Raw genomic sequence first — 21,188 nt, 5'->3', positions numbered from 1 at the left:
AAAAGTGCAACCTTATCGATCACTTTTCTCGTTCTTTTTTTGCTTTTGCACGGGCACGAATCTTCTCCGCATACCCCGGCTTGTTTACTTGACGCTCACGAGCGATAGCCAAGTCATTATCTGGTACAGGATGTGTAATCGTTGATCCGGCAACGACGTAAGCGCCAGTGCCCACTTGGATAGGTGCAATCAAGTTGACATTGCTGCCAATGAACGCGTCATCGCCAATTTGAGTGAGCGACTTATTGAAGCCGTCATAGTTGACCGTAATCGCGCCACATCCAATATTTACATTCTTCCCTACTTCGGCATCGCCAATATAACTGAGGTGCGATACTTTCGTTTGATCATCAAGCGACGCATTTTTAATTTCCACGAAGTCGCCGACTTTCACCTGCTTGCCAAGACGTGCGCCTGGACGCAAATAAGCGAATGGACCAACTGAACTCTCGTCGCCTACAATCGCTTCACAGAGTACAGATTGCTTAATATGCACTTGATCGCCGATTGTTGAATCAACAATCTCGCTGTTCGGCCCAATAACGCATTCGCCGCCAACCGTCGTGTTGCCACGCAGGCTTGTCCCTGGTTCAATGATCGTATCCGCTCCGATGACAACACCAGACTCAATATACGTATTGGCAGGATCAATAATCGTTACACCATTCAGCATATGGCGCTTGTTGATACGCTCACGCATGAAGCGTTCCGCTTCAGACAACACCAAGCGATCATTAACGCCGATTGCCTCACTGTTATCCGGCGTACAATATGCTTGCACCGTATCTCCTTGTGCCTTCATGATGCCGATTACGTCAGTCAAATAATACTCTTGCTGGGCATTATCATTTCTGATCTGCTCCAGCGCCGCGAACAACTTCACATTGTCGAAGCAATACGTGCCCGTATTGATCTCCTTCACGAGCTGTTCTTCGGTCGTACAATCCTTTTGTTCGACAATTTTCAAGACCGAACCGTCTTCTGCGCGAATGACGCGACCGTAACCTGTCGGATCATTCAGTTCAGCCGTCAAAATCGTCGCTGACGCCTGAGCGCGGTTATGCAGTTCCATCAACTGAGCCAACGTTTCTGGTGTCACTAGCGGTGTATCGCCGCAAATGACAAGTGTCGTTCCTTCCTCACCATCAAGAAGCGCCTTCGCTTGCTTAACCGCATGTCCTGTACCAAGCTGTTCCGCTTGCAAGGCGTACTCGGCACGGTTCCCCAGGAATTGCTGTACTGCTTCTGCTCCATGTCCTACAATGACGACGGTGCGCTCACAATCCACACTTTCGACAGCATCAAGAACATGCCCTACCATTGGTTTCCCGCATACGGGATGAAGCACTTTGTACAATTTTGACTTCATGCGTTTGCCTTGTCCGGCAGCAAGCACAATGGCCATTCTTTTCAAAGCGTCCGACCTCCTGCTCTACCTTTACTCCATAGAAGAATATATCTCATTATGGAGAAAAAGAAAAGAGAGCCCCTATGATTGGCTCTCTTTCTTTGCAACCCCAATTATAAAATCATAAAACTACGCGCCCTCTTCGATAACTTCCTCTTCCGTAGCAGCGCGTTCGTATTCAGCCAATACAGCAGCTTGAATCTTCTCGCGAGTCGCCGAAGAAATCGGATGAGCAATATCGCGGAATTCGCCATCTGGAGTCCGCTTGCTCGGCATCGCTACAAACATGCCATTGTTGCCGTCGATTACACGAATGTCATGAACGACAAACTCGTTATCGATCGTAATCGATGCGATTGCCTTCATTCTCCCCTCTGTGTTGACGCGGCGGAGTCTTACATCAGTAATTTGCACGTGTGTTCACCACCTTTTTCCATCGAGACTTGGTGTATAATTCCACACGCGCATGAAAAATCCTTCTTAAATTTGCCAATAATTTAACTTTTTTTAAAAATTTATGCCTGTCTTTAACGGATTCGACAAGCTTCGATTTATATCGCTGCGATCAGTTCAATTTCGACAAGTACGTCCTTCGGGAGTCTCGCTACCTCTACACAGGAGCGTGCAGGCTTGTGATTACCGAAGTACGATTCATAGATAGCATTGATTTGAGCAAATTGATTCATGTCCTTGATAAAAACAGTAGCCTTAATTACCTTATCGAAAGAAGTACCTGCTTCTGCAAGCACAGCCCTCAAGTTGGAGAACACTTGGTGTGTCTGCTCCTCAATTCCGCCTTCCACGAGCACACCTTGTGCAGTCAACGGAATTTGACCCGAAGTGAACAAGAGGTTGCCCAGCTTCATTGCTTGTGAGTATGGGCCAATGGCCGCAGGCGCTTGATTCGTTGCAATTGCTTCTAATTCATGAGACATTTGAATACCCTCCCGAATCAATGTTGTTCTCTATCGCTTATTCCTTATCGAAGTAGTTCCCCGGCTTCACCATAATATGACGAGTCCGCGCATCTACAGTCCCAACGCGAATGAGAGACACATAATCTGTCAACAGCCGTTCTTCGTTCGATACATCCTCCGATTCTACCAATACACCAACACCCGCTACTGTGGCATCGAATTCCTTCAGCAGATCCATCATGCCGTGAATCGTTCCACCAGCACGCATGAAGTCGTCCACGATTAATACACGTGAGCGCTCCTTCAAGGCACGCCGTGCGAGTGTCATCGTATGGATGCTCTTCTGCGATCCTGATACATAGTTAATGCTAACGGCCGATCCCTCTGTCACAACATGGTCGCGACGTACTAGCACCACTGGCAGGTTCAGATGAGCAGCAGTCGCATAGGCAATTGGAATCCCCTTCGTCTCTACCGTCATCACGACGTCAATATTGCAGCCTGCAAAGGCAGATGCGAACATTCGACCTACATCGTTCATCAAGGCTGGTTGGCCTAAAATATCAGTAATATAGAAATATCCCCCAGGAAGCACCCGGTCTGGATGCCCCATTGATGCGCATAAAGACTCAATGACAGGAAGTGCGATATCAGGCGTGCATTTCGGAATAAACTTCACTCCGCCTGCAGCACCAGCCAGCGTCAGTAAATCTCCCGTCCCTTCGCTCTCGAACACCTCTTTAATAATAGCCAAATCCTCGCTAATGGAAGACTTGGCTGCACCGTAACGTTCTGCAAATGTCGTGAGCGGTATGAGCGTATGCGGCTTAGACATCAGATATTGGGTCATCTCAACCAGACGGGCGCTTCGCTTCAATTTTTTCATGATTACTCCTCGCTCAAAACCGAATATTATATTGTAGATATTACATGAATGTACGCTAGTTAGCAAGATGATGGCCGCTTGTCAAGTCAAACAATCCTTGAATTGTAACCATATCGCCTTCTTGATACACGTTAATTTATTTAAGCCTGTTATCCCAACAAGCGTACCGCGTACACTTCCTTGCAAAAACCGCGCAGTCCATTATAGATCCTTGCGATCTTAGATTCTTTAGACACGAGGCCGAATACCGTCGGACCGCTGCCCGACATCAGCACTCCTTCAGCCCCGAGCCGAAGCATAGCATCCTTCAACTGCTGCACCTCCGGATGGAGCGGCAGCGTGACATCCTCCAGCACATTGCCAAGCGATTCACACACCCCTTGGAAGCTTTGGATCTGTATCGCTCTGCGCATTTGATCCAGCGATGGATGCTCCGTAATCTGACTCGCCCTAAGGCGCCCATAGACATCAGCCGTCGATACATTAATCGGCGGCTTGGCAAGCACAACCCAGCATTGAGGTGGCTGCTCAATCATCTCAAGTGCCTCTCCGCGGCCGCGAGCTATTGCAGTCCCTCCCGTCACGCAGAACGGGACGTCTGACCCAAGTTCCGCACCAAGCACCTGCAGCTCCTCATCAGGAATCCCTAACTTCCATAATCGATTCAAGCCTCGCAGTGTAGCAGCAGCATCGCTGCTTCCACCGGCTAGTCCGGCAGCTACTGGTATTTTTTTATCTAAATGAATATATACGCCTTGCTTCACTTCATAACGTTCTTTAATTAGTTTTGCCGCTTGGAACGCCAAGTTCTTCTCATCTAACGGTATGTAACCTGCTTGGCTGGAGATGATAATCGTATCTCGAGGAAGTTCCTCCATCTCGAGACGGTCCGCTAAGTCTACCATCGTCATGACCATTTCGACGTCATGATACCCATCCTCGCGCTTACGCAGCACATCCAACAGCAAATTTATTTTGGCAGGCGCCTTCTCGTACACTTTCACTCGCGTTCACCCTTCTTTATCCTACGGATCGCTTACGTTATTATAACAGACTCTATGGTGCAAGTCATATGTGTACGTATACAGGCAATGAACATGATTTCGTAATAAAAAAAGCGAACAGAGCGGAATAGATCCGATGCTCGCTGGATAGGAGGTTCTTGACTCGTTATTTTTTCGAGGCTGCCTCTTCGGCAAGTTGAATGGCCCGCTTGACCATATCGCCAGCATCCTTCGCACGGATAGCACCCCATCCGTATTTGGACACCGTATCGTAGAAGCCAAGATCTTTAGCCAATTCCACCTTCAGCTCTTCAGACATGAAGCTGCGCTTTCTTCGGCTCATCACTGCACCTCCCACGCTTACCTTAATGTTCATATCATCAGCAAGCACGACATAATCATCGGCCTACCGTTAATGTGAGTAGAAGCCGTCTCCATTATACGTACACTCCAGTTCCGATTTATGGGGGAATATCCGGGTGAACCATGACCGTAAGTAATATGTTATTCCTTCAAAACAAACAAAAGGCAGCCCTCACAGGCTGCCGTCATGTCGCTTAACCGCGAACATATTCAATCTTCAACTCGCCGTTATCGGCGCATACGGTCACTTGGACCGATTCTGTTAATATATCTGCATAGCTATAGGATACCCGCTTAAACGCGTTCTGATCCTGGTCCAACTTAACAATAAATACAGAAGGGTAGGTTTCTTCCAACACGCCCGTACGCTCAATCGTTTTCCGACGACCGCCATTGGCGCGGAGCAGAATCTTCTGACCGACATGTGCTTCAAGACAACGACGAATTTCAAACAGCGCGTTTTTCGCCATTACAGCTACCACCTCTTTCCTTGTCCATTATAACCAATTCAGGAGGTGTTGTCAAATAAACGAATAATTATAACAATAACACCGTTTTCGTGTCAATGTGTTTTTTTGTCCAAATTTATTAAAATGGTTCTTTTTTCTGTATTTTATACATAGGCCGCTTATATTACGGTTGGTGTAACGTTCAATGTCGATAAATCCTTCAACTTCGGCATGCCCACGCGATAACTTCCCTTTGTCTCAATGCCTCCCACCCCGTCAATGCCACTGACCATATGAGGCGCAATATCCCCAATCTGTACGGTATCACGAATTGAGGTATATGAGGCCTTAACCGCTACGTAAGCTGGATCAAGGGCATGAATCATAATTCGGCCCGGTGAACTTGCAAAGTTGGCTCCTGCTTGCAGAAGCGCCTCGAAGTGAGATTGGCATGCCCCGGCAATTATAGTCAATAAATCAAGATGGCGCTCATACTGCCTTGCCGTCTGTACTGCATTAACGAAGTTCTGGGAGTTCTTATAATTCTGCAAATTTAACAGATCACGGTACCTGCCGTTCTTCAATACACCATCATGTCCCGTAATGACGATTATATTCGGCTTCACTCGCGGCAGCAGCCGATACAACGTATCTGCCATATTGCGTTCATTCACATAATGGCCTTCTGCCGGCACGTTGAGCTGATTATATATCGCCATGCTTTTCTGTAAATACCCGGGATCCCCATCCAGATGGAGTACCGTTCCCGGCATATCAAAGGTTGAAATGGAATTCGGCGTCTCTGCAAATGGAAGCTCCGTCCGCCTGCGCTCTTGCAGCTGCCTACGCTGCTGTTCAAGCACCTCGACAGACTCCAACATCTTGATATGAGCCTGTTCCGTGCGGCGCGCAATCGTTGCCTTCGGTACACTAACTAAATCTTCAACATGGGAATCCGCCAGTAAGCGATAATCCGTCCCCTTAATAACCGCAATCTGTCGGAAGATCTCCTCCACACGGAATGTAATATCGCCACCGTACGACTTGCGTACGACCAAATCTCCTTGCTTCACTTGTTCGTTCATAGGATCAATCACCTCTCCGACTATCCTATGGGCAAACGCATAAATTGGTGATGCCTAAGCCTTAAAATTATGTTACTCCGCTTGATCCTCTTCTTCTGCACGTGCAATGGCTTGGCCGATCGCATCGGACAGAGCAGCGAACTCCTCAATCGAGAGTGTTTCCCCTCGGCGACTCGGTTCAATATGTGCTGAAGCAAGCGCTTCTGTCAGCCTGTCTGTCCCACACTTGCTGGCATAGCGAGCCTTTAGGTTATTCCAAATCGTCTTGCGACGCTGAGCGAACGAAGCCTGTACAACATCGAATAACAGCGACTCATCCTTCACCTGCACAGATGGAGTCTGTCTCACACGTAGACGGATTACTGCAGACTCTACATTTGGCTGCGGGATGAACACCGTATGCGGTACGGTGCATACAAGCTCCGGCTCTGCAAAATATTGAACAGCCACACTTAAGCTGCCGTAATCCTTGCCTCCTGGCTTCGCTGCCATTCGCTCTGCGACTTCCTTCTGAATCATGACGACGATGTTCTTGAGCGGCAGACGCTCCTCCAGAAGCTTCATCATAATCGGGGTCGTCACATAATACGGCAAGTTAGCCACAACACTTACCCGCTCGACATCTTGGAACTGTTCGCGGAACAATTCATGCAAATCCACCTTCAATACATCCCCATGTACAACATGGACATGTTCATAGGGCTCCAGCACTTCCCCTAATATCGGAAGCAAGCGCTGATCGATCTCGACTGCTGTTACACGACGAGCGCGCTTAGCGAGCTGCTCCGTAAGCGCACCGATCCCAGGCCCAATCTCCAGGGCACCTGTCACATCATCCAGCTCTGCAGCATCCACAATACGGCGCAAAATGTTCATATCAATTAGAAAGTTCTGTCCTAAGCTTTTCTTAAATGAAAACCCATGCTTGCGTATAATGTCTTTCGTGCGATTCGGTGTTGCAATATCTATTCTCGTCTGCGTCATTCCATCTATTCTCCTTCTGCACATTGTTCCTGCTCGAATTGGTTCAGCTTCCGCAAGGCGTTCTCAAATTCCTCTCGTCCGATCTGGAACACACCGCAGCGCTTGAGCATCTGCTTCGCGTTGCAGTATCCAATGCCCAATATTTCACCTAACTGCCGTCTGCGTTCTGCAGAGCCTGCATGCGTCGTTAATCCCGCTTCGACGAGATCCGTCCACGTCAGCTCTGACGTCATGCTTGGCATCTCGGAGCGAACCTGCTCTAAGGCACGGCGAATCGCTTCTGGCTTTGCATTCTCCACACCAAGATCCCCTTTGGCTATCGCCTCATGTCTAGGCAGGAAAGCGTGTTTGCACCCAGGTACACGTTCTGCTATCGTCTTCCGAATTTTCTCCCCCGCATGATCTGGATCCGTGAAAATAATAACCCCTCGGCGCTCTTGGGCCAATGCGATGCGTTTTATCGTTGTATCATTAATCGCCGATCCACCTGTCTCAATTGTATCCGCCTCAACGGCACGGTGAATGGCAACGGTATCATCTTTGCCTTCTACAACTATCACTTCGCGTATCAATATGCTTGCTCCTCTCACCACAAGGCTGCTTCCTAATTCCGCATCCTTCTCTTGCTCTCCATTCATAAATAAACAACAAAAGAAGAGGGTGTCCCCTCTTCTTAGCATGACATAAATCATTATTCATTACTATATCCTAATTACACATGGCTGCATACCTTGTGCGTTAGTTCGATTCCGGCTTGACTGGGCCAACCACGTATACGGTGTACCCCTTCTTGCGTCCGAATTTGCTGACCGCCTTCTTGCTGTCGAAGTATACATCGATAATTTTCCCCTTGACCGCGCCACCTGTATCTTCAGCACGTCTGAATCCAATCCCTTCGATATATACCCACCAGCCGAGCGGAATGACCTTCGGATCAACCGCGATAGTACGACCTTCTGATACTATTGCGCCAGATGCCGTCTTCGCACCAGCCGATCCCTCAGATTCCGTATACGCCGTCAGTTGAACGTTCTTCAGCACTTTTTTATAGTTAAAATCTTTGTCGCCACTGGAAACATTGTCAGAATCGTCTTCCTGCGCGTTCACTGACAGAACAGCAACTTCCGGTTCCTTCTTCGTTCCATAGGCTATCACTTGATTCACTTGTTTTGTATGAACGGATTTGTCGACCATCTGCGCATATACGAGCTTACCATCCTCGTACGTTTTCTGTACTTTCTGGACAACCAAGCCTTCTTTTCCATCTTGAACCGTCTTGGTCTTCCCCTTAAGGAGAGTAGCATCTGCCTGCTTCACCACTTGATAAGGAACCTTCACTTTACGCTCTTCCATCTTCTTGCTGACACGGACGATGCGAATATCCATGTTCTTCGAAATAGAGGCACGCTTAGAAGGGAATACCTTATCTTCAGGGTTCACTTGGATTTGCAGCGAACTCAGTGCATCATGCACCGACTTCTTCGTCGTAAATTGTGTTTCTTTCTTCCCATCCGCTGTAATTTGGATAGGCAAAGCGCGTTCAATAATAACTCGATCTCCATCAGCAATTTCTGCATCAAGCGGCTTCGATACTACATCGTATGCCCCAAGCGCTATCGCATGCTCATCCAAAACATTGCGAAGCGTATCTAGGCGAGTTTCGACTGAACGCTCTTGTCCATCAACGAGCACAGCCACTGTCTTCTTCGTTACATTATACCAAGTCAAGACTGCTATTAATGTGATCACGATTGCTACAGCTGCAATAACGGTGATAACACGCACATTTTCATGCTTCCATCGCAATGCGAGTGACATGCTGGATGATCGGGGTTCATGGGTTTCGTTGTTCACGATCTGTCCCATTTCTCGGTCCTCCTTACATAGTCCCGCCGTCGAGTGCTCTGCATGATTCCATCTGACGCGACTATTTCAAGAATGTTTACGAGAGACTTCACTTGCCATAAACGAGCATGTAATCGTTCAAGACAATGCCGAAATCTCCGTACCAACGTTTCAGTATTGGCTGCTCCCACCTCCTATTTCTTACACCCTATGACGTCTTTATTCTCATTATTCAAAAAAAAGAATGTTTGAGAGTAAACAAAAGAAGCCCTTCGTAAGAGGAGACTCTTTCGCGGCTTCCGTAATAGAAACCCAAACGTCAACAGTGTAGGACGCGAGGAACCCTCTCTCGGTACGCTGACGAGGTTAGCTGTCGGGTTCGGGCTTGAGAGTCGCCCTATCGGAACCAACCGGCTCATGGCTCGGTCGTCCCTAATTCACCCCAAGGAATTAATCCGTGTGATTGAACATGTACTCATGTCATGTCGTTCACACTCTGGTTCCCCCGCTCTCCACTTCATGGAGATTAAGCGATACTGAATTAGTTGGAACAATATTGAATTGTGTAATAACATCTGTGAGAAATCATATCGTGTTTGCAATCTTCTTGTAAAGACAGTAGCAATTCCGTTTTTCGCGAAAAATGGTTAAAAAAATGTAACTTAATCCGTTTTTCATTATGAAATCCACTTATTTTATGGCCGATGTCTTTTTTTCACTTGTTTTTGGCCCGTTTTCATGCGATGTCAAAACATGTCATTGCATTTTGAGTCGTCATTCTGCAAAATTCTTCAAATTCCATACCTTTCAGCTCTGCTGCAACCTCTGCAACAAGACGAACATATGCGGACTCATTGCGCTTGCCTCGGAACGGATGAGGAGTCAAATAGGGGGAATCCGTCTCCACAAGCAATCGATCATTCGGAACCTTAACAAGTACTTCTTTCGGCTGTTTTGCATTTTTGAAAGTAACAGGTCCTCCAAATGAAAGGTAGAAGCCCATATCCAGGCACATCTTCGCTGTTTCCCAGCTACCTGAGAAGGAGTGCATGATGCCCCCTACTTCGTGAGCCTTCTCCTCGCGCAAGATGCGGATTACATCTTCGTGCGCTTCACGATTATGAATAATGATCGGCATCTTCAATTCTCGCGCCAACCCAATTTGCTCGCGGAATACACGGTGCTGAACATCCTTCGGAGACGTATCCCAGTGATAGTCCAGTCCGATCTCGCCAATCGCCACAACCTTTTCATGCTCCGTTAGCTTGGCGATCCAGTCTATATCCTCCGGCTTCATCGTTATGGCATCTACCGGATGCCAGCCCACGGCTGCATAGATAAAATCATATTTCTCTGCCAACGCCATCGTCGTCGGGATCGTCTCTCGATTGAACCCGATGTTAACCATACGGGTCACCCCTTGTTCAACGGCCCGTGCGATAACCTGATCGCGATCCTCGTTAAAATTGCTGCTGTCTAAATGCGTATGTGTATCAAATAACACGTTTATGCGCTCCTTTTTCTTTCTTGTAAATCGATCTAATGATTGCGGCGTATAAACATACGCCTTGTATCTTCCGTAAGGTGATTCGAGACTTCCAGAAGCTTGTCCATTGGGAAATAGATATAGTGTTTTCCACGGCGAATGCCGCTAATGGAACGTACAATATCCGATTTCTTGGACAGCTCTACAATTTGCTGATCCCGCCCCCATAGCATAATATGTTGCTGTGAACGGGCATCTCCCTTTCGATATACATCATAGGGCTTATCGAAGGGAGAATCGAACATAAGTTCATAGTCCGGATCAAGCCCAATCTGCGACCACTCTGCCCGCAATCGTCCCTGTAAATCTTCATCCATCTGTTCAACTTCAATATATTTATATAGTTTACGCTCCATGAATCGTTGGCACAAGTCAACGAGACGCTCATCCTTCTCCCTTGTCCACTGCATAAATGCGGTCTGTACAAATGCCTCATCCATTTGGATATATTGTTCCGTCGTAATCGTTCCTTCAAATAAAGCATCTAGAGGAGAGAGGAAATATTGAAAAGTGTATCCACCCAAATATAATTCTTTGGCTCGTTTGAAAATCAGGCGAAGTAACATCTCCGAGCTTCGGGTTACCGGATGGAAGTAAACTTGCCAGTACATCTCATATCGAGCTAGCAAGTAATGCTCTACTGCGTGCATACCGCTCTCTTTGACTACAATCCGATCCTTAAGCGGTCGCAGCACCCTTAGAATACGATCAATATCGAATGTACCGTAATTAACACCGGTAAAGTATGCATCCCGCAGCAAATAGTCCATACGATCCGCATCAAGGGAGCCGGATACCAAATTCACGACAATCGGCCGCTCATATGTCCTGCGAATCACTGATGCCACCTTGGTTGGGAGCTGGGGGTCTACTTGTCTCAGCACGCGATTGATATCGGTATCTTCTATTATAATGCGGTATGTCCAATCTTCATGAAACATATCGAAGGCCTCTTCAATGGAATGAGAGAACGGTCCATGGCCCACATCATGAAGCAGTGCAGCACATAAGGCAACCAGCCTCTCTTCTTGCGGCCAGTCCTCGTATTGGTTTCGTTCAAATTGAGAAATAATCCGCCGAGTAATCTCGTATACGCCCAGAGAATGAGAAAAGCGGCTATGCTCTGCCCCATGGAATGTTAAATAGGAAGTTCCTAATTGGCGAATGCGGCGGAGCCGCTGGAATTCCCTTGTGTTAATCAAATCCCAAATTGTTCGATCTTGAACATGCACATAATTGTGAACCGGATCCTTGAACACTTTTTCCTCTAATAACATTGAAAATCACTCCTTTCGATTCGAACCTTTTCGACATAGTCTGCCTTATTGTCGAAAAGATTTGGTTTATTCTTGTTTCTGTTTATTTTTGCATAAAAAATACCATACGAGTGTAAAAGTGTACGCTACGTCGTTAAAAACAGCTTAATATAAGCTAAAAAAAACCTAAAATCCATAAATTAGCACGCCAAGTATACATTTTTTAGGTTGACTAATTTGGGAATGGTTGGTACGATAAGAATCAGCCAAAAAGAATTTTGTCGAAATATGACATTTCATGCTAAAGCAAAGAGGAGAGCGTTGAACTATGATGAAGTCCACTGGTATCGTCCGTAAAGTAGATGAACTAGGTCGTGTCGTCATTCCGATCGAGCTTCGCCGCACCCTTGGTATCGGTGAAAAGGATGCGCTAGAAATTTACGTTGACGGAGAGCGCATCATGCTTAAGAAATATGAGCCAGCATGCATCTTCTGCGGCAATGCAGAGAACGTTACATACTTTAAAGGAAAAATTGTTTGTCACGAATGTATATCAGAAATACCACAACCTGTGACAAAATAAAAAAAATAGGTTATAATAGCTCTAATCACATATGTTAATTCTAACCTTTTTATATCTTCCTTGATGCCTCCATGGTTTTGAACCCAACCATGGAGGTCTTTTTTTTGTTTTACAGCAAGGGTTTTCCCTCTATATTCTGCATGTTTCGCTTATGATCCATTGTATCCATTCTTGTTCTATAACAATGCCTGATAGATATCCCGTTTGGATACACCACGATCCTTGGCTGCCAGTTTCATTGCATCCTTGCGTGATACTCCCTGTTCACGTTCATAATGCGCAACATGCTCTTCTTCCGTCAGTTCCTGCCACCATGCTTGTCCCGCATCTTGAGAAGTTCCATTCTCATCAGCGCCCTCGACGACGATACAACATTCTCCTAATGGAGGATTCTCGCTTACAAAGTCAATGCATTCACCAACCGTACCCCGGATGAAGTGTTCGTAACGCTTCGTCAGTTCGCGGGCAATCGTAATCCGGCGGCTGTCTCCGTATGCGGAAGCAAGCCGATCGAGCGTCTTCGCAATACGATGTGGTGACTCATAGAATAACAGCGTTCCCGCTTCCATTCGGAGTGAGGCAAGCACAGCATCTGCATGCTTCTTCTCCCGCGGAAGGAAACCTACGAATGTGAAACGATTCGTTGGCAGGCCAGACGCAATTAAGGCAGATAAAGCCGCATTTGGTCCAGGAATCGGAATAACAGGAATGCCCGCTTCTACAGCCAGTTGAACAAGATCTGCACCCGGATCTGATATCGCGGGTAACCCGGCGTCGCTCACAAGGGCGATACGCTTGCCTTCTTCCATGATACGCACAAGTTCAGGTCCGCTTGCCTGCTTGTTATGCTCATGATAGCTGTACAGCGTCTTCCCTGTAATTTCGAAATGACTCAACAGCTTCCTTGTCTCACGTGTATCTTCCGCCGCAATAATATCAGCTTCCCGCAGTATGCGTACAGCCCGGAATGTCATATCTTCCAGATTTCCAATCGGCGTCCCTACAAGATATAATGCCCCTACATTTTCCTTGTTTTGTTGCTGGTAGCTATATTGTTCCGTCAATTGCATATTACCCATCCTTCAGCTGCGAGGCTTTCCCATAATAGATATCCATTAATTCCTCACGATATTCATTTCCATCATTATATACGATAAGCGGCGGCAATAGCCGTACATCCGGCTTGCCGTCTCGCGCGGCCTCAATCAGTACCATATTGGCCTCTACTTCCTCGCGTGGATGAACGAAGCGAATGCGCTTCGGCTCCAATCGATATGTCCGCATAAGCGCTATGATATCCGTTAATCGGGTAGGACGGTGAACCATGGCAAGCTTCCCGCCCGTTCGCAGCAGCTTAGCACTCGTGCGAATCACATCCTCCAATGTGCAGGCGACCTCACTGCGAGCTAGCGCATAATGCTCGTTCTCTTTCACATCACCCGCCGTCAACGGCATATAGGGAGGATTTACTGTAATCATTTCGTAAAAGGGACGCTCTGCATCTGGTGTAAATGCCTTCAAATCCCCTTCGATAATGCGTATTCGCTCTTCCAAGCCATTTAGCCGAACGCTGCGGCTGGCCATATCCGCAAGTCTTGGCTGTATTTCCAATCCATCGATTTGCGCATTAGTCCGTGTGGACAGCAGCAGTGGGATTACCCCATTGCCTGTACACAGATCCATAATCCGGCCACGCGTTGGCACGGAAGCGAATCGAGCCAGCAGGACAGCATCCATGGAGAAGCTGAACACCTCTGAGCTCTGTATGATTCGTAATTGATGAGTGAGCAAATCGTCGAGCCTCTCAGATGGATACAGCCCGATCACATCGTTTCTATTCTCCATAACGCCCCTGCCTTTATCATCTTCATTTAAGTACTACTTACACCTATATCTTTAACGTTTCATAAGGGACTTCCTCATCAGCTATGCTGTAAATTGCCCCTAATATGATGAAAAGCCGTAGGTGGGGAACCCTCTTATCGGTTCCCACTGACCTACGGCCGCGGTTATTTATTGAGGAAGGACAGACAGAACAAACAGTCACCTTCCGTCCGCAAATGTCCATAATACACGTTGCAAATGTGAAACCCTTCATGATACAGCCGCGCCAAATTATCATACCCTTCGCCAACCACGTTCTCTTTGGAATCTCCATTTGGATCAGGATTTACTGCGGGTGCCGAGTCTCCCTTCACCTCAGGTTCAACTTCCAAGTGCTCGTGATGCTCGTGGTGCAGTACTTTGCGCAGCTGCTGATTCTCCATCCACAAGCGTTGATTCTCTTCCAGCAGCTCTTTGACGACGAGTTTCAGCGCACCAAGCTCTTGATGAAGGTCTCCCATATGCGTTTCCAATTCATGAATCTGCGCAAAAATGTCTTTCTTCTCCAAGTTCCCACCCCAGAGCGTGAAAATGTCCGCTATTTATTTTACGACAACGTCGTCGAAAGCAAAATCTTTCACCTTGCCGATATCCGCTAATTGGACGTGCACTTTACGTTCACCGGCATTAATACCGACGACCTTGCCCTCTCCTATCGAGGTAACAACCCACTTGCCGACTGTAGGAAGCTCTTCTTTCACGCTTTCATAATTGTCATGCTCGTATTTCAGGCAGCACATCAAGCGACCGCACAAACCGGATATTTTCGTAGGATTCAGCGATAAGTTCTGGTCTTTTGCCATTTTAATAGATACCGGTTCAAAATCACCTAACCATGAGGAACAGCATAACACGCGCCCGCAAGGCCCAATGCCGCCAAGCATCTTCGCCTCGTCCCGTACACCAATCTGCCGGAGCTCAATCCGTGTCCGGAATACGCTGGCCAAGTCTTTCACCAGCTCGCGGAAGTCCACGCGTCCTTCTGCCGTAAAGTAAAAGATGATTTTGTTCCGATCAAACGTATATTCAACATCTACAAGTTTCATCTTCAATTGATGCGCCTTAATCTTGTCCATACAGGTTGCGAACGCATCCTTCGCAGCTTGCCGATTCGCATCCACCAATGTAGCGTCCGCTTCATTAGCGATGCGAATGACTTTCTTCAAGGGAAGCACCACATCGTTCTCACCGACGGTCTTCGGACCAATCACGACTTTGCCGTACTCAATGCCGCGCGCCGTTTCGACGATCACATGCTGGTCCCTCTGGACCGGCCATTCGACCGGGTCGAAATAGTATATTTTGCCCGCTCTCTTAAAACGGACGCCGACTACATTATACAATCAAGTACCTCCTTGGATTCCAACCAGAAACTGCTCGCAAGCAAGTTGCGGGCTTACATTGGCGCGCACCCGCTTCTGCGCCTCCGTCGCCGCATCCATGCACCGAATCCATCCTTCAGCCGACTTCGTCCAGGCCAGCTTGCTGATTGTATCAAGCTGATCGATAAAGACGAGACTCTCCTGCCGGTTGTATTGGTAATTCAACATATCTCGAAACCAGAGATGGAACAAACGGAACAACATGTCCGTATGTTCAGCAAGCTCGGTCTTAAACAACTTCTGCTGTGCGGTTAGAAGTGCGGAAGGAAGTCTTGCTTCGCACTCCTTTCCTAATTGTAACATTACGTTTCTCACTTCTGCAAACCAATTCTGTCCACATAGCTCACGTCCAGCTTCTAGGCCGTTTACAAGATAGACAGCTGCACGAGCTAATATAGCAGGACTACCCTCTGCTACTAACGTTTGACAGATAAGGTTCGGATCCTGCGGTGTAAATGGCACCATCTGTGAACGGGATTGAATGGTTGGCAGCATCGCTTGTCCATTCTCTGTAATCAGAATAGCCACTGCAGGACTTGTTGGCTCCTCCAAAAATTTAAGCAGGCTGTTGGCCGCTTGCACGGTCATCTTCTCCGCCTGCTCCATAATGTACACTTTCCGGCCTGTAGCTTGGGTTCGGTAGGAAAATTCGCGCTGCAGCTCGCGAATTTGATCGATCTTAATCGACTGTCCCTCTGGTAGAATAATATGCACATCAGGATGGTTGCCGTGCTCAATTTTCCGACAAGAAAGACATTCCCCACAAGCATCATCTGTCATGCGTTCACAGAATAACGCCTTGGTGAAGGTTAGCGCAGCAGCCATCCGGCCCGTACCCTTCGGTCCACTGAATAAGTAGGCATGGGATACCTTGTCTGTGCGCAGACCATTTTGCAATATTTTCTTAGCTCGATCCTGTCCGAGAATTTGTTCAAACGACATGTTATGCGTATTCCTTCCATATATAACCAGAATGCGATACGGAGCAAGAAGCTCTGCTCTAGTCATGGGATATGGGGAAATTCCCCTAGCTTGACTAGAAGCACAGGTTAATCAGCATCCCGCGAATTTCCCCTACTTTATGAAGCAGATCAATTTTACCTTGCTCCGTCTCCAGCAGATGATCCGCTAATTCAATGAGAGCACTGTCAATCTCATCGACAATCTGATATCGTTTGCTTCTGCCGCGTCGATCCCATCCACGCGTTTCCCGAATTTTCAGGTTTCGCCGTACTGTATCCTCCAAAAAACGCTTCACCATCATTCGGTACATGCGAAGCTCACGAATCGTCATGGACTTCGACAGTCGTTCCCCTTGCTGATAAATATCCTGCAGCCTCTGCTGCAGCTCATCATTGCTCGCTTGATCATGACGATTGTTCATCATGTCCGCAAAAGACTTGTGCTGGACAGGCTTGGTTACAGATTCACCCATACGCACATCCGTGCCGAAGGGGCGAAATCCAGGGTTAATTTTCACTCCATATCACCTGCAATCGTTCGCTTCATAGTATGATTCGATTGAAATCCATCCATCTGCGGATTACTTCTATTATATCGTAATATTACGGACGAAATGTTAAAAATGCTCGAACCGCTCTACTGGGAGCACAAACACGGTCGCTCCCCCTACCTGTACTTCAACAGGCAGCGGCATATAAGAATCCGAAGTACCACTGAGCGGGGTCACTGGGGTGACAAGCTGATCTCTCACCTTACAGTTGCTGCGGATGACATTCAGGACGGTGCTCACTTGATCATCCTCCACACCTATCATGAACGTCGTATTGCCTGCACGCAAAAATCCACCCGTACTCGCCAGCTTGGTCGCTCTAAAATTCGCCTTTACTAATGCACCGGAAAGCCGATTGCTGTCTTTGTCTTGTACAATGGCCACAACCATCTTCATGCCTGGTCATCCTCCTTAAAATAAAGTTCTTGGCATCCCTATTTGGAATGATGTTACTTATTTATACATCCGACCTGCAAAATCCTGCGTTCGCTCACATAAAATGTCGAACATTTGCCCACTTATTTGTGTTAGCGACTGTGTAGCATCCAATTTCACAATCCGTTCCGGCTGCTGCTTAGCAATTCGTTCGTACCCTTCGCGCACTGCTTCGTGGAATGCAAGCTTCTCTTTATCGAGTCGGTTCACTTCACGAGCCTGATTAGCCGCAATCCGATCCAATCCAGCCTGTGGATCAATATCTAACCAGAACGTAATATCCGGCATTGTATCGTGAATCGCGAATCGATTGATTTCCCATACATCTTCCATCCCGAGTCCTCGTGCGTAGCCTTGGTAGGCAAGCGAACTGTCAACAAATCGGTCACATAAGACGATTGCTCCCTGCTTTAAGGCTGGAATAACAACTTCCACAAGATGCTGTCTGCGGGCAGCTGCATAAAGCAATGCTTCTGTTCGAGCATCCATCTCTGTATGCTCAGGATCGAGGATAATGCTGCGAATCTTCTCGGCAATGCGAACTCCTCCCGGCTCCCGAGTGACTACGACGTTCACTCCTTGCTGCCGCAACTTATCCGTCAGCAGTTCAATCGCGGATGACTTGCCTGCTCCTTCTCCACCTTCCAGTGTAATGAACCACCCGGGACGTTCTGCTCGTTGCTGCTTACTCATATCTATTCCTCAATTCCCTTCTCTTCTTCAGTATCCACAATACGAATCGTTCGCAAGGATTCATCTTCTGCGTCATGGCACTTAGCTCCGGCATATGCAAGCATGATCAGCTGTTGTGCTGCATCCTCTGTAATAATCTCACCCGGATAAAGTAATGGAATGCCCGGCGGATAAGGAATCACCGACTCTGCTGCCTTGTGCCCAATTGCCTCCTGCACAAGTACTTGCTTCGTTCGTACATGCTCTTGTTCATATATCGAGAAGGATACAGGCTCAGAGAACAATCGATGCCCGTCAGCCATCACAATCGGATGTGCAGACGCATCAGTAATCTCCATATAGGTACCCGCCTGTATCTTAGTATATGGAGTGTTATTGTCCAACGTCACAGCAACCGCTTGCAATGCCCTAATTAATCGCTTCGCATCCTCTAATGTACTGCCTAGACTGAATACAAGCACCGTATGCCGCAAATCGGCCATCTCGGCAATACACCCGTGCAGAGCAAGCTGATCTAACAGCTTATAACCGCTGCACAGTCCCTCCCTGCATCGAATCGTCACCTTGAATGGATCAAGACTGCAATAGGCGGACTGTGAATGAGTGCTTTGTATCTCTATAACCTCAAATGCGTCCAGGTTAGCCAGTGCAGCTCGTACGAGCTGCACCGCCTTTAGACCCTCCTCAAACGCCTCTTGCCCGTTTCGCGCTATATAATAGCGGCTGATATCAAGCGATGCCATTAAAGGATAGGAAGGGCTAGAACTTTGCAACATCGTAAGCAGTTTCTTCAGCCTTGCTCGATTAAGCATAGCTCCTTGAACGTGAAGCATCGCACTCATCGTCATGCCGCCAAGCATTTTATGCGTTGACTGGACAACACCGTCCGCACCTGCCTGCAGAGCGGATTCTGGAAATGCGGGATGGAGCCCATAATGAGCTCCGTGTGCCTCATCCACCAGCAGTGGGATATTATAACGATGAGTAATAGCCGCAAGTTGACGGAGATCAATCCCCATTCCATAATAATTTGGATTCGTCACGAATACAGCCTTCGCTTCTGGGTATGCCTGAAGTGCCTTCTCTACCGCTTCACTGGTCGGTGCAGTAGCAAGACCGCTTGTCATATCCATCTGTGGTGTAAGGAATACAGCTCTTGCACCTGCCATCATAAGCCCGTGTAATACAGACTTATGAACGTTGCGCTGTACGAGCACAATATCGTTCGGCTGAAAACAACAGCTCATAAGGAGTGCAATATTGCCAACCGTACTGCCCCCTACAAGAAAGTGCGTCTCTTCAGAACCGAACAACTTCGCAGCTAGCTGCTGTGCCTCTGCAATCGCTCCTGTCGGATGATGCAAATCATCTGTACCTTCTACTTCCGTCACATCAATCGATAACAGCTGTGACATCCTCTGAAGCAGCATACTCCATTCTCCCTGCTCAGATAAGGAAAGCCCCGCTTGCTCATACCAATGTCCATCCTTATGACCTGGTACATGGAAAGATGCGTGCCGGTTTCTATTATATTGAAGTAAAGCTTCCACAAGTGGCGCCCGCAGTTGCTCTTGTACATCAAGCGCCAAGTGAGAAGTCCCCTTACGTATATTCATCAAGGTTGCCCCTTTATTATTGCTTCATTTATTGTAACGTAAATTGTGCGCTTCTTCATCTGTTGTTCAATAAAAAGCAAAAAGAGCCCACTGAATCGGGCCCTAACGAGTAAGCAAATCGAGGGGAGCAATCTTACACATTCGTGTGCAGCCATAATCGCTTTAGCTTATGAATGAAGAATGAATATTTCAGATCCTGCACATCGGTCTTAACCATTTCTTGCTCACATGCTGTACAAATAAACTGATTGACGACCATTATGCCGTCATTCGTCGCTTCACCGCACACAATGCAGTGTGTATCCTGACGTTCCATGTCAATCCCACCTTTAGCGGTTATATGATAAGTATGCCCGTAACTCTATGGATATATACCAGTTTCATAGCCGGTTTCAAATGTTTTTATATATGTATGATGGATTGATGGTATTGGTGTTTGTACGGTTTGAACCCTTTTTCAACATTTTTGATCTTTATTACATTCTTCTTCAATTTCTATCCCTTCTACATTTTCATAGAATAAATACCGATATATAAATTATTGTTCAACTTGAAAAGGAGGGTTCGCTCAATGTCAACCATACGCAATGAACAAATGGAGCGAACATTTTATCATTATCAGCTGCTGAAGAGAGTTCGTCTAGCGAAGCCTTTCATCATTGCCTTTTCCACGTTAGCTGCACTGTGTATCGCAGTCGCACTATACCAACATAGCCTCCTCGGTATCGGCTATGTCGCTGCTTCTTGTGTGCTCATTGCATGGCTCCATTATGTAATAGGCCGATCCATCTTCATCGTAGATCGGTACACATATAAAGGGAGATGGGCATGGCGGTGGCGTATGCCATGGATTGGTTACTTGCCACTCCCACAGCAATTCATCAGCCTAAGATATCTCACTAAAATTATGCTGCATACGACATCCATTACGTTTTTAGTCATTCTTATTTTATGCCCATGGCTTCCATTGGAGCTCACTTTGTTGAATGTGTTCTGGCACTTATGGCTGCTGTCTCCACGTTGGTATTGCCTATTGACGATGCGCGCTGTCGACTCAAGTGGACTCGTTAAAGTCAACGAAATGGACATATGCCTGTACAAAGCGTAAGCATTTAAGAAAAAAAGCCGATTGCTGTTAAACCTAAATTAGGCGCAAGCATTCGGCTTTTTTACATACCTATATTAGGTATAGATAAAAAAGACCACCGTCGAGATGTCTCAACAGTGGTCTTTAATTGCTTGGCGACGTCCTACTCTCCCGGGACCCTGCGGTCCAAGTACCATCGGCGCTGGAGGGCTTAACGGTCGTGTTCGGGATGGGTACGCGTGGAACCCCTCC

The 21,188-nt window shown here is 47.2% G+C and carries 25 protein-coding genes, 1 rRNA gene and 1 riboswitch; of the genes, 2 read left to right on the top strand and 24 right to left on the bottom strand.

The features are described 5' to 3' along the window. Positions 1–19 precede the first annotated feature (19 nt). From glmU to RQP50_RS28670, 13 genes are all read right to left on the bottom strand, one after another. Positions 20–1,414: a bifunctional UDP-N-acetylglucosamine diphosphorylase/glucosamine-1-phosphate N-acetyltransferase GlmU gene (glmU, locus tag RQP50_RS28730; RefSeq protein WP_072732128.1), complete on the bottom strand. Its 1,395-nt coding sequence runs from the start codon at positions 1,412–1,414 to the stop codon at positions 20–22. A 123-nt stretch (positions 1,415–1,537) separates the two neighbouring features. Continuing rightward, positions 1,538–1,822: a septation regulator SpoVG gene (gene spoVG, locus RQP50_RS28725; RefSeq protein WP_005545528.1), complete on the bottom strand. Its 285-nt coding sequence runs from the start codon at positions 1,820–1,822 to the stop codon at positions 1,538–1,540. 137 nt (positions 1,823–1,959) lie between these two features. Beyond that, on the bottom strand, positions 1,960–2,343 hold the full coding sequence (locus RQP50_RS28720; RefSeq protein ID WP_021255240.1) for a RidA family protein: 384 nt from the start codon (positions 2,341–2,343) through the stop codon (positions 1,960–1,962). Positions 2,344–2,380: 37 nt separating this feature from the next. Continuing rightward, complete coding sequence (gene purR / locus RQP50_RS28715) at positions 2,381–3,211, bottom strand: pur operon repressor (protein ID WP_065292159.1); 831 nt, start codon at positions 3,209–3,211, stop codon at positions 2,381–2,383. Between the two features lie 149 nt (positions 3,212–3,360). After that, positions 3,361–4,215: a 4-(cytidine 5'-diphospho)-2-C-methyl-D-erythritol kinase gene (ispE, locus tag RQP50_RS28710; protein ID WP_072732129.1), complete on the bottom strand. Its 855-nt coding sequence runs from the start codon at positions 4,213–4,215 to the stop codon at positions 3,361–3,363. Between the two features lie 166 nt (positions 4,216–4,381). Continuing rightward, positions 4,382–4,558 carry a protein sspF gene (locus RQP50_RS28705; protein ID WP_072732130.1) on the bottom strand — a complete coding sequence of 59 codons (177 nt, stop codon included), beginning with the start codon at positions 4,556–4,558 and terminating at the stop codon, positions 4,382–4,384. Positions 4,559–4,772: 214 nt separating this feature from the next. Continuing rightward, positions 4,773–5,048: a biofilm formation stimulator Veg gene (gene veg / locus RQP50_RS28700; protein WP_021255244.1), complete on the bottom strand. Its 276-nt coding sequence runs from the start codon at positions 5,046–5,048 to the stop codon at positions 4,773–4,775. A gap of 158 nt (positions 5,049–5,206) precedes the next feature. Further along, positions 5,207–6,112 (bottom strand): sporulation peptidase YabG, encoded by a 906-nt coding sequence (gene yabG, locus RQP50_RS28695; RefSeq protein ID WP_315747447.1) that lies wholly within the window; start codon positions 6,110–6,112, stop codon positions 5,207–5,209. Between the two features lie 72 nt (positions 6,113–6,184). Next, complete coding sequence (gene rsmA / locus RQP50_RS28690; RefSeq protein ID WP_072732132.1) at positions 6,185–7,096, bottom strand: 16S rRNA (adenine(1518)-N(6)/adenine(1519)-N(6))-dimethyltransferase RsmA; 912 nt, start codon at positions 7,094–7,096, stop codon at positions 6,185–6,187. A gap of 5 nt (positions 7,097–7,101) precedes the next feature. Then, positions 7,102–7,668 (bottom strand): ribonuclease M5, encoded by a 567-nt coding sequence (gene rnmV / locus RQP50_RS28685; RefSeq protein ID WP_028532547.1) that lies wholly within the window; start codon positions 7,666–7,668, stop codon positions 7,102–7,104. Positions 7,669–7,834: 166 nt separating this feature from the next. Further along, on the bottom strand, positions 7,835–8,962 hold the full coding sequence (locus tag RQP50_RS28680; protein ID WP_021255248.1) for a 3D domain-containing protein: 1,128 nt from the start codon (positions 8,960–8,962) through the stop codon (positions 7,835–7,837). Between the two features lie 318 nt (positions 8,963–9,280). Further along, positions 9,281–9,484, bottom strand: a riboswitch (cyclic di-AMP (ydaO/yuaA leader). Positions 9,485–9,677: 193 nt separating this feature from the next. After that, a complete protein-coding gene (locus RQP50_RS28675; RefSeq protein ID WP_072732133.1) occupies positions 9,678–10,445 on the bottom strand; it encodes a TatD family hydrolase in 768 nt (255 codons plus the stop codon). Positions 10,446–10,480: 35 nt separating this feature from the next. Next, positions 10,481–11,764, bottom strand: coding sequence for an HD domain-containing protein (locus tag RQP50_RS28670; RefSeq protein WP_315747446.1), 1,284 nt, complete (start codon positions 11,762–11,764; stop codon positions 10,481–10,483). A 307-nt stretch (positions 11,765–12,071) separates the two neighbouring features. Here RQP50_RS28670 and RQP50_RS28665 point away from each other — a divergent pair, with 307 nt between their 5' ends. Then, the gene (locus RQP50_RS28665; protein ID WP_005545514.1) at positions 12,072–12,326 is read left to right on the top strand and encodes an AbrB/MazE/SpoVT family DNA-binding domain-containing protein; all 255 of its coding nucleotides are present in this window, start codon (positions 12,072–12,074) and stop codon (positions 12,324–12,326) included. Positions 12,327–12,502: 176 nt separating this feature from the next. On the opposite strand, the gene rsmI is transcribed toward RQP50_RS28665, so the two are convergent. From rsmI to RQP50_RS28615, 10 genes are all read right to left on the bottom strand, one after another. Beyond that, complete coding sequence (rsmI, locus tag RQP50_RS28660) at positions 12,503–13,396, bottom strand: 16S rRNA (cytidine(1402)-2'-O)-methyltransferase (protein ID WP_072732134.1); 894 nt, start codon at positions 13,394–13,396, stop codon at positions 12,503–12,505. Position 13,397: 1 nt separating this feature from the next. Then, positions 13,398–14,171 carry a tRNA1(Val) (adenine(37)-N6)-methyltransferase gene (locus RQP50_RS28655; RefSeq protein ID WP_072732135.1) on the bottom strand — a complete coding sequence of 258 codons (774 nt, stop codon included), beginning with the start codon at positions 14,169–14,171 and terminating at the stop codon, positions 13,398–13,400. 164 nt (positions 14,172–14,335) lie between these two features. Continuing rightward, entirely contained in the window at positions 14,336–14,719 is a 384-nt protein-coding gene (yabA, locus tag RQP50_RS28650; protein ID WP_021255898.1) for a DNA replication initiation control protein YabA, read from the bottom strand. 33 nt (positions 14,720–14,752) lie between these two features. Beyond that, positions 14,753–15,553, bottom strand: a complete 801-nt coding sequence (locus tag RQP50_RS28645) for a PSP1 domain-containing protein (RefSeq protein WP_021255897.1) — start codon at positions 15,551–15,553, stop codon at positions 14,753–14,755. Continuing rightward, complete coding sequence (gene holB / locus RQP50_RS28640) at positions 15,554–16,534, bottom strand: DNA polymerase III subunit delta' (RefSeq protein WP_315747444.1); 981 nt, start codon at positions 16,532–16,534, stop codon at positions 15,554–15,556. It abuts the gene before it with no gap. A gap of 94 nt (positions 16,535–16,628) precedes the next feature. Then, positions 16,629–17,072 carry a YaaR family protein gene (locus RQP50_RS28635; protein WP_021255895.1) on the bottom strand — a complete coding sequence of 148 codons (444 nt, stop codon included), beginning with the start codon at positions 17,070–17,072 and terminating at the stop codon, positions 16,629–16,631. Between the two features lie 99 nt (positions 17,073–17,171). Then, positions 17,172–17,501 carry a cyclic-di-AMP receptor gene (locus RQP50_RS28630; RefSeq protein ID WP_021255894.1) on the bottom strand — a complete coding sequence of 110 codons (330 nt, stop codon included), beginning with the start codon at positions 17,499–17,501 and terminating at the stop codon, positions 17,172–17,174. 57 nt (positions 17,502–17,558) lie between these two features. Continuing rightward, the gene (gene tmk / locus RQP50_RS28625; protein ID WP_315747443.1) at positions 17,559–18,233 is read right to left on the bottom strand and encodes a dTMP kinase; all 675 of its coding nucleotides are present in this window, start codon (positions 18,231–18,233) and stop codon (positions 17,559–17,561) included. A gap of 2 nt (positions 18,234–18,235) precedes the next feature. After that, complete coding sequence (locus tag RQP50_RS28620; RefSeq protein WP_315747442.1) at positions 18,236–19,849, bottom strand: aminotransferase class I/II-fold pyridoxal phosphate-dependent enzyme; 1,614 nt, start codon at positions 19,847–19,849, stop codon at positions 18,236–18,238. Positions 19,850–19,982: 133 nt separating this feature from the next. Continuing rightward, positions 19,983–20,165 carry a sigma factor G inhibitor Gin gene (locus RQP50_RS28615; protein ID WP_021260716.1) on the bottom strand — a complete coding sequence of 61 codons (183 nt, stop codon included), beginning with the start codon at positions 20,163–20,165 and terminating at the stop codon, positions 19,983–19,985. 255 nt (positions 20,166–20,420) lie between these two features. Between RQP50_RS28615 and RQP50_RS28610 the strand changes: the two genes are divergently transcribed. Further along, complete coding sequence (locus RQP50_RS28610; RefSeq protein ID WP_072732139.1) at positions 20,421–20,957, top strand: hypothetical protein; 537 nt, start codon at positions 20,421–20,423, stop codon at positions 20,955–20,957. Positions 20,958–21,086: 129 nt separating this feature from the next. Here the strand turns inward: RQP50_RS28610 and rrf are convergent. Beyond that, positions 21,087–21,188 (bottom strand): 5S ribosomal RNA (gene rrf, locus RQP50_RS28605); the annotation flags it as partial.

The sequence above is a fragment of the Paenibacillus suaedae genome (assembly GCF_032337355.1).
In the GTDB taxonomy this organism is placed as follows: Bacteria; Bacillota; Bacilli; order Paenibacillales; family Paenibacillaceae; genus Paenibacillus_B; species Paenibacillus_B suaedae.
The sequence above is the reverse complement of the archived record's forward strand: the minus strand, read 5'-3'. Positions and strand labels throughout refer to the sequence as shown.

Coding starts and splice junctions, on each gene's coding strand:
- RQP50_RS28720 (WP_021255240.1), bottom strand. CDS start 2,343: ATGTCTCATGAATTAGAAGCAATTGCAACGAATCAAGCGCCTGCGGCC.
- purR (WP_065292159.1), bottom strand. CDS start 3,211: ATGAAAAAATTGAAGCGAAGCGCCCGTCTGGTTGAGATGACCCAATAT.
- RQP50_RS28705 (WP_072732130.1), bottom strand. CDS start 4,558: ATGAGCCGAAGAAAGCGCAGCTTCATGTCTGAAGAGCTGAAGGTGGAA.
- veg (WP_021255244.1), bottom strand. CDS start 5,048: ATGGCGAAAAACGCGCTGTTTGAAATTCGTCGTTGTCTTGAAGCACAT.
- yabG (WP_315747447.1), bottom strand. CDS start 6,112: ATGAACGAACAAGTGAAGCAAGGAGATTTGGTCGTACGCAAGTCGTAC.
- rsmA (WP_072732132.1), bottom strand. CDS start 7,096: ATGACGCAGACGAGAATAGATATTGCAACACCGAATCGCACGAAAGAC.
- RQP50_RS28680 (WP_021255248.1), bottom strand. CDS start 8,962: ATGGGACAGATCGTGAACAACGAAACCCATGAACCCCGATCATCCAGC.
- RQP50_RS28670 (WP_315747446.1), bottom strand. CDS start 11,764: ATGTTATTAGAGGAAAAAGTGTTCAAGGATCCGGTTCACAATTATGTG.
- RQP50_RS28665 (WP_005545514.1), top strand. CDS start 12,072: ATGATGAAGTCCACTGGTATCGTCCGTAAAGTAGATGAACTAGGTCGT.
- rsmI (WP_072732134.1), bottom strand. CDS start 13,396: ATGCAATTGACGGAACAATATAGCTACCAGCAACAAAACAAGGAAAAT.
- RQP50_RS28655 (WP_072732135.1), bottom strand. CDS start 14,171: ATGGAGAATAGAAACGATGTGATCGGGCTGTATCCATCTGAGAGGCTC.
- holB (WP_315747444.1), bottom strand. CDS start 16,534: ATGTCGTTTGAACAAATTCTCGGACAGGATCGAGCTAAGAAAATATTG.
- RQP50_RS28630 (WP_021255894.1), bottom strand. CDS start 17,501: ATGAAGATGGTTGTGGCCATTGTACAAGACAAAGACAGCAATCGGCTT.
- tmk (WP_315747443.1), bottom strand. CDS start 18,233: ATGAGTAAGCAGCAACGAGCAGAACGTCCCGGGTGGTTCATTACACTG.
- RQP50_RS28620 (WP_315747442.1), bottom strand. CDS start 19,849: ATGAATATACGTAAGGGGACTTCTCACTTGGCGCTTGATGTACAAGAG.
- RQP50_RS28615 (WP_021260716.1), bottom strand. CDS start 20,165: ATGGAACGTCAGGATACACACTGCATTGTGTGCGGTGAAGCGACGAAT.
- RQP50_RS28610 (WP_072732139.1), top strand. CDS start 20,421: ATGTCAACCATACGCAATGAACAAATGGAGCGAACATTTTATCATTAT.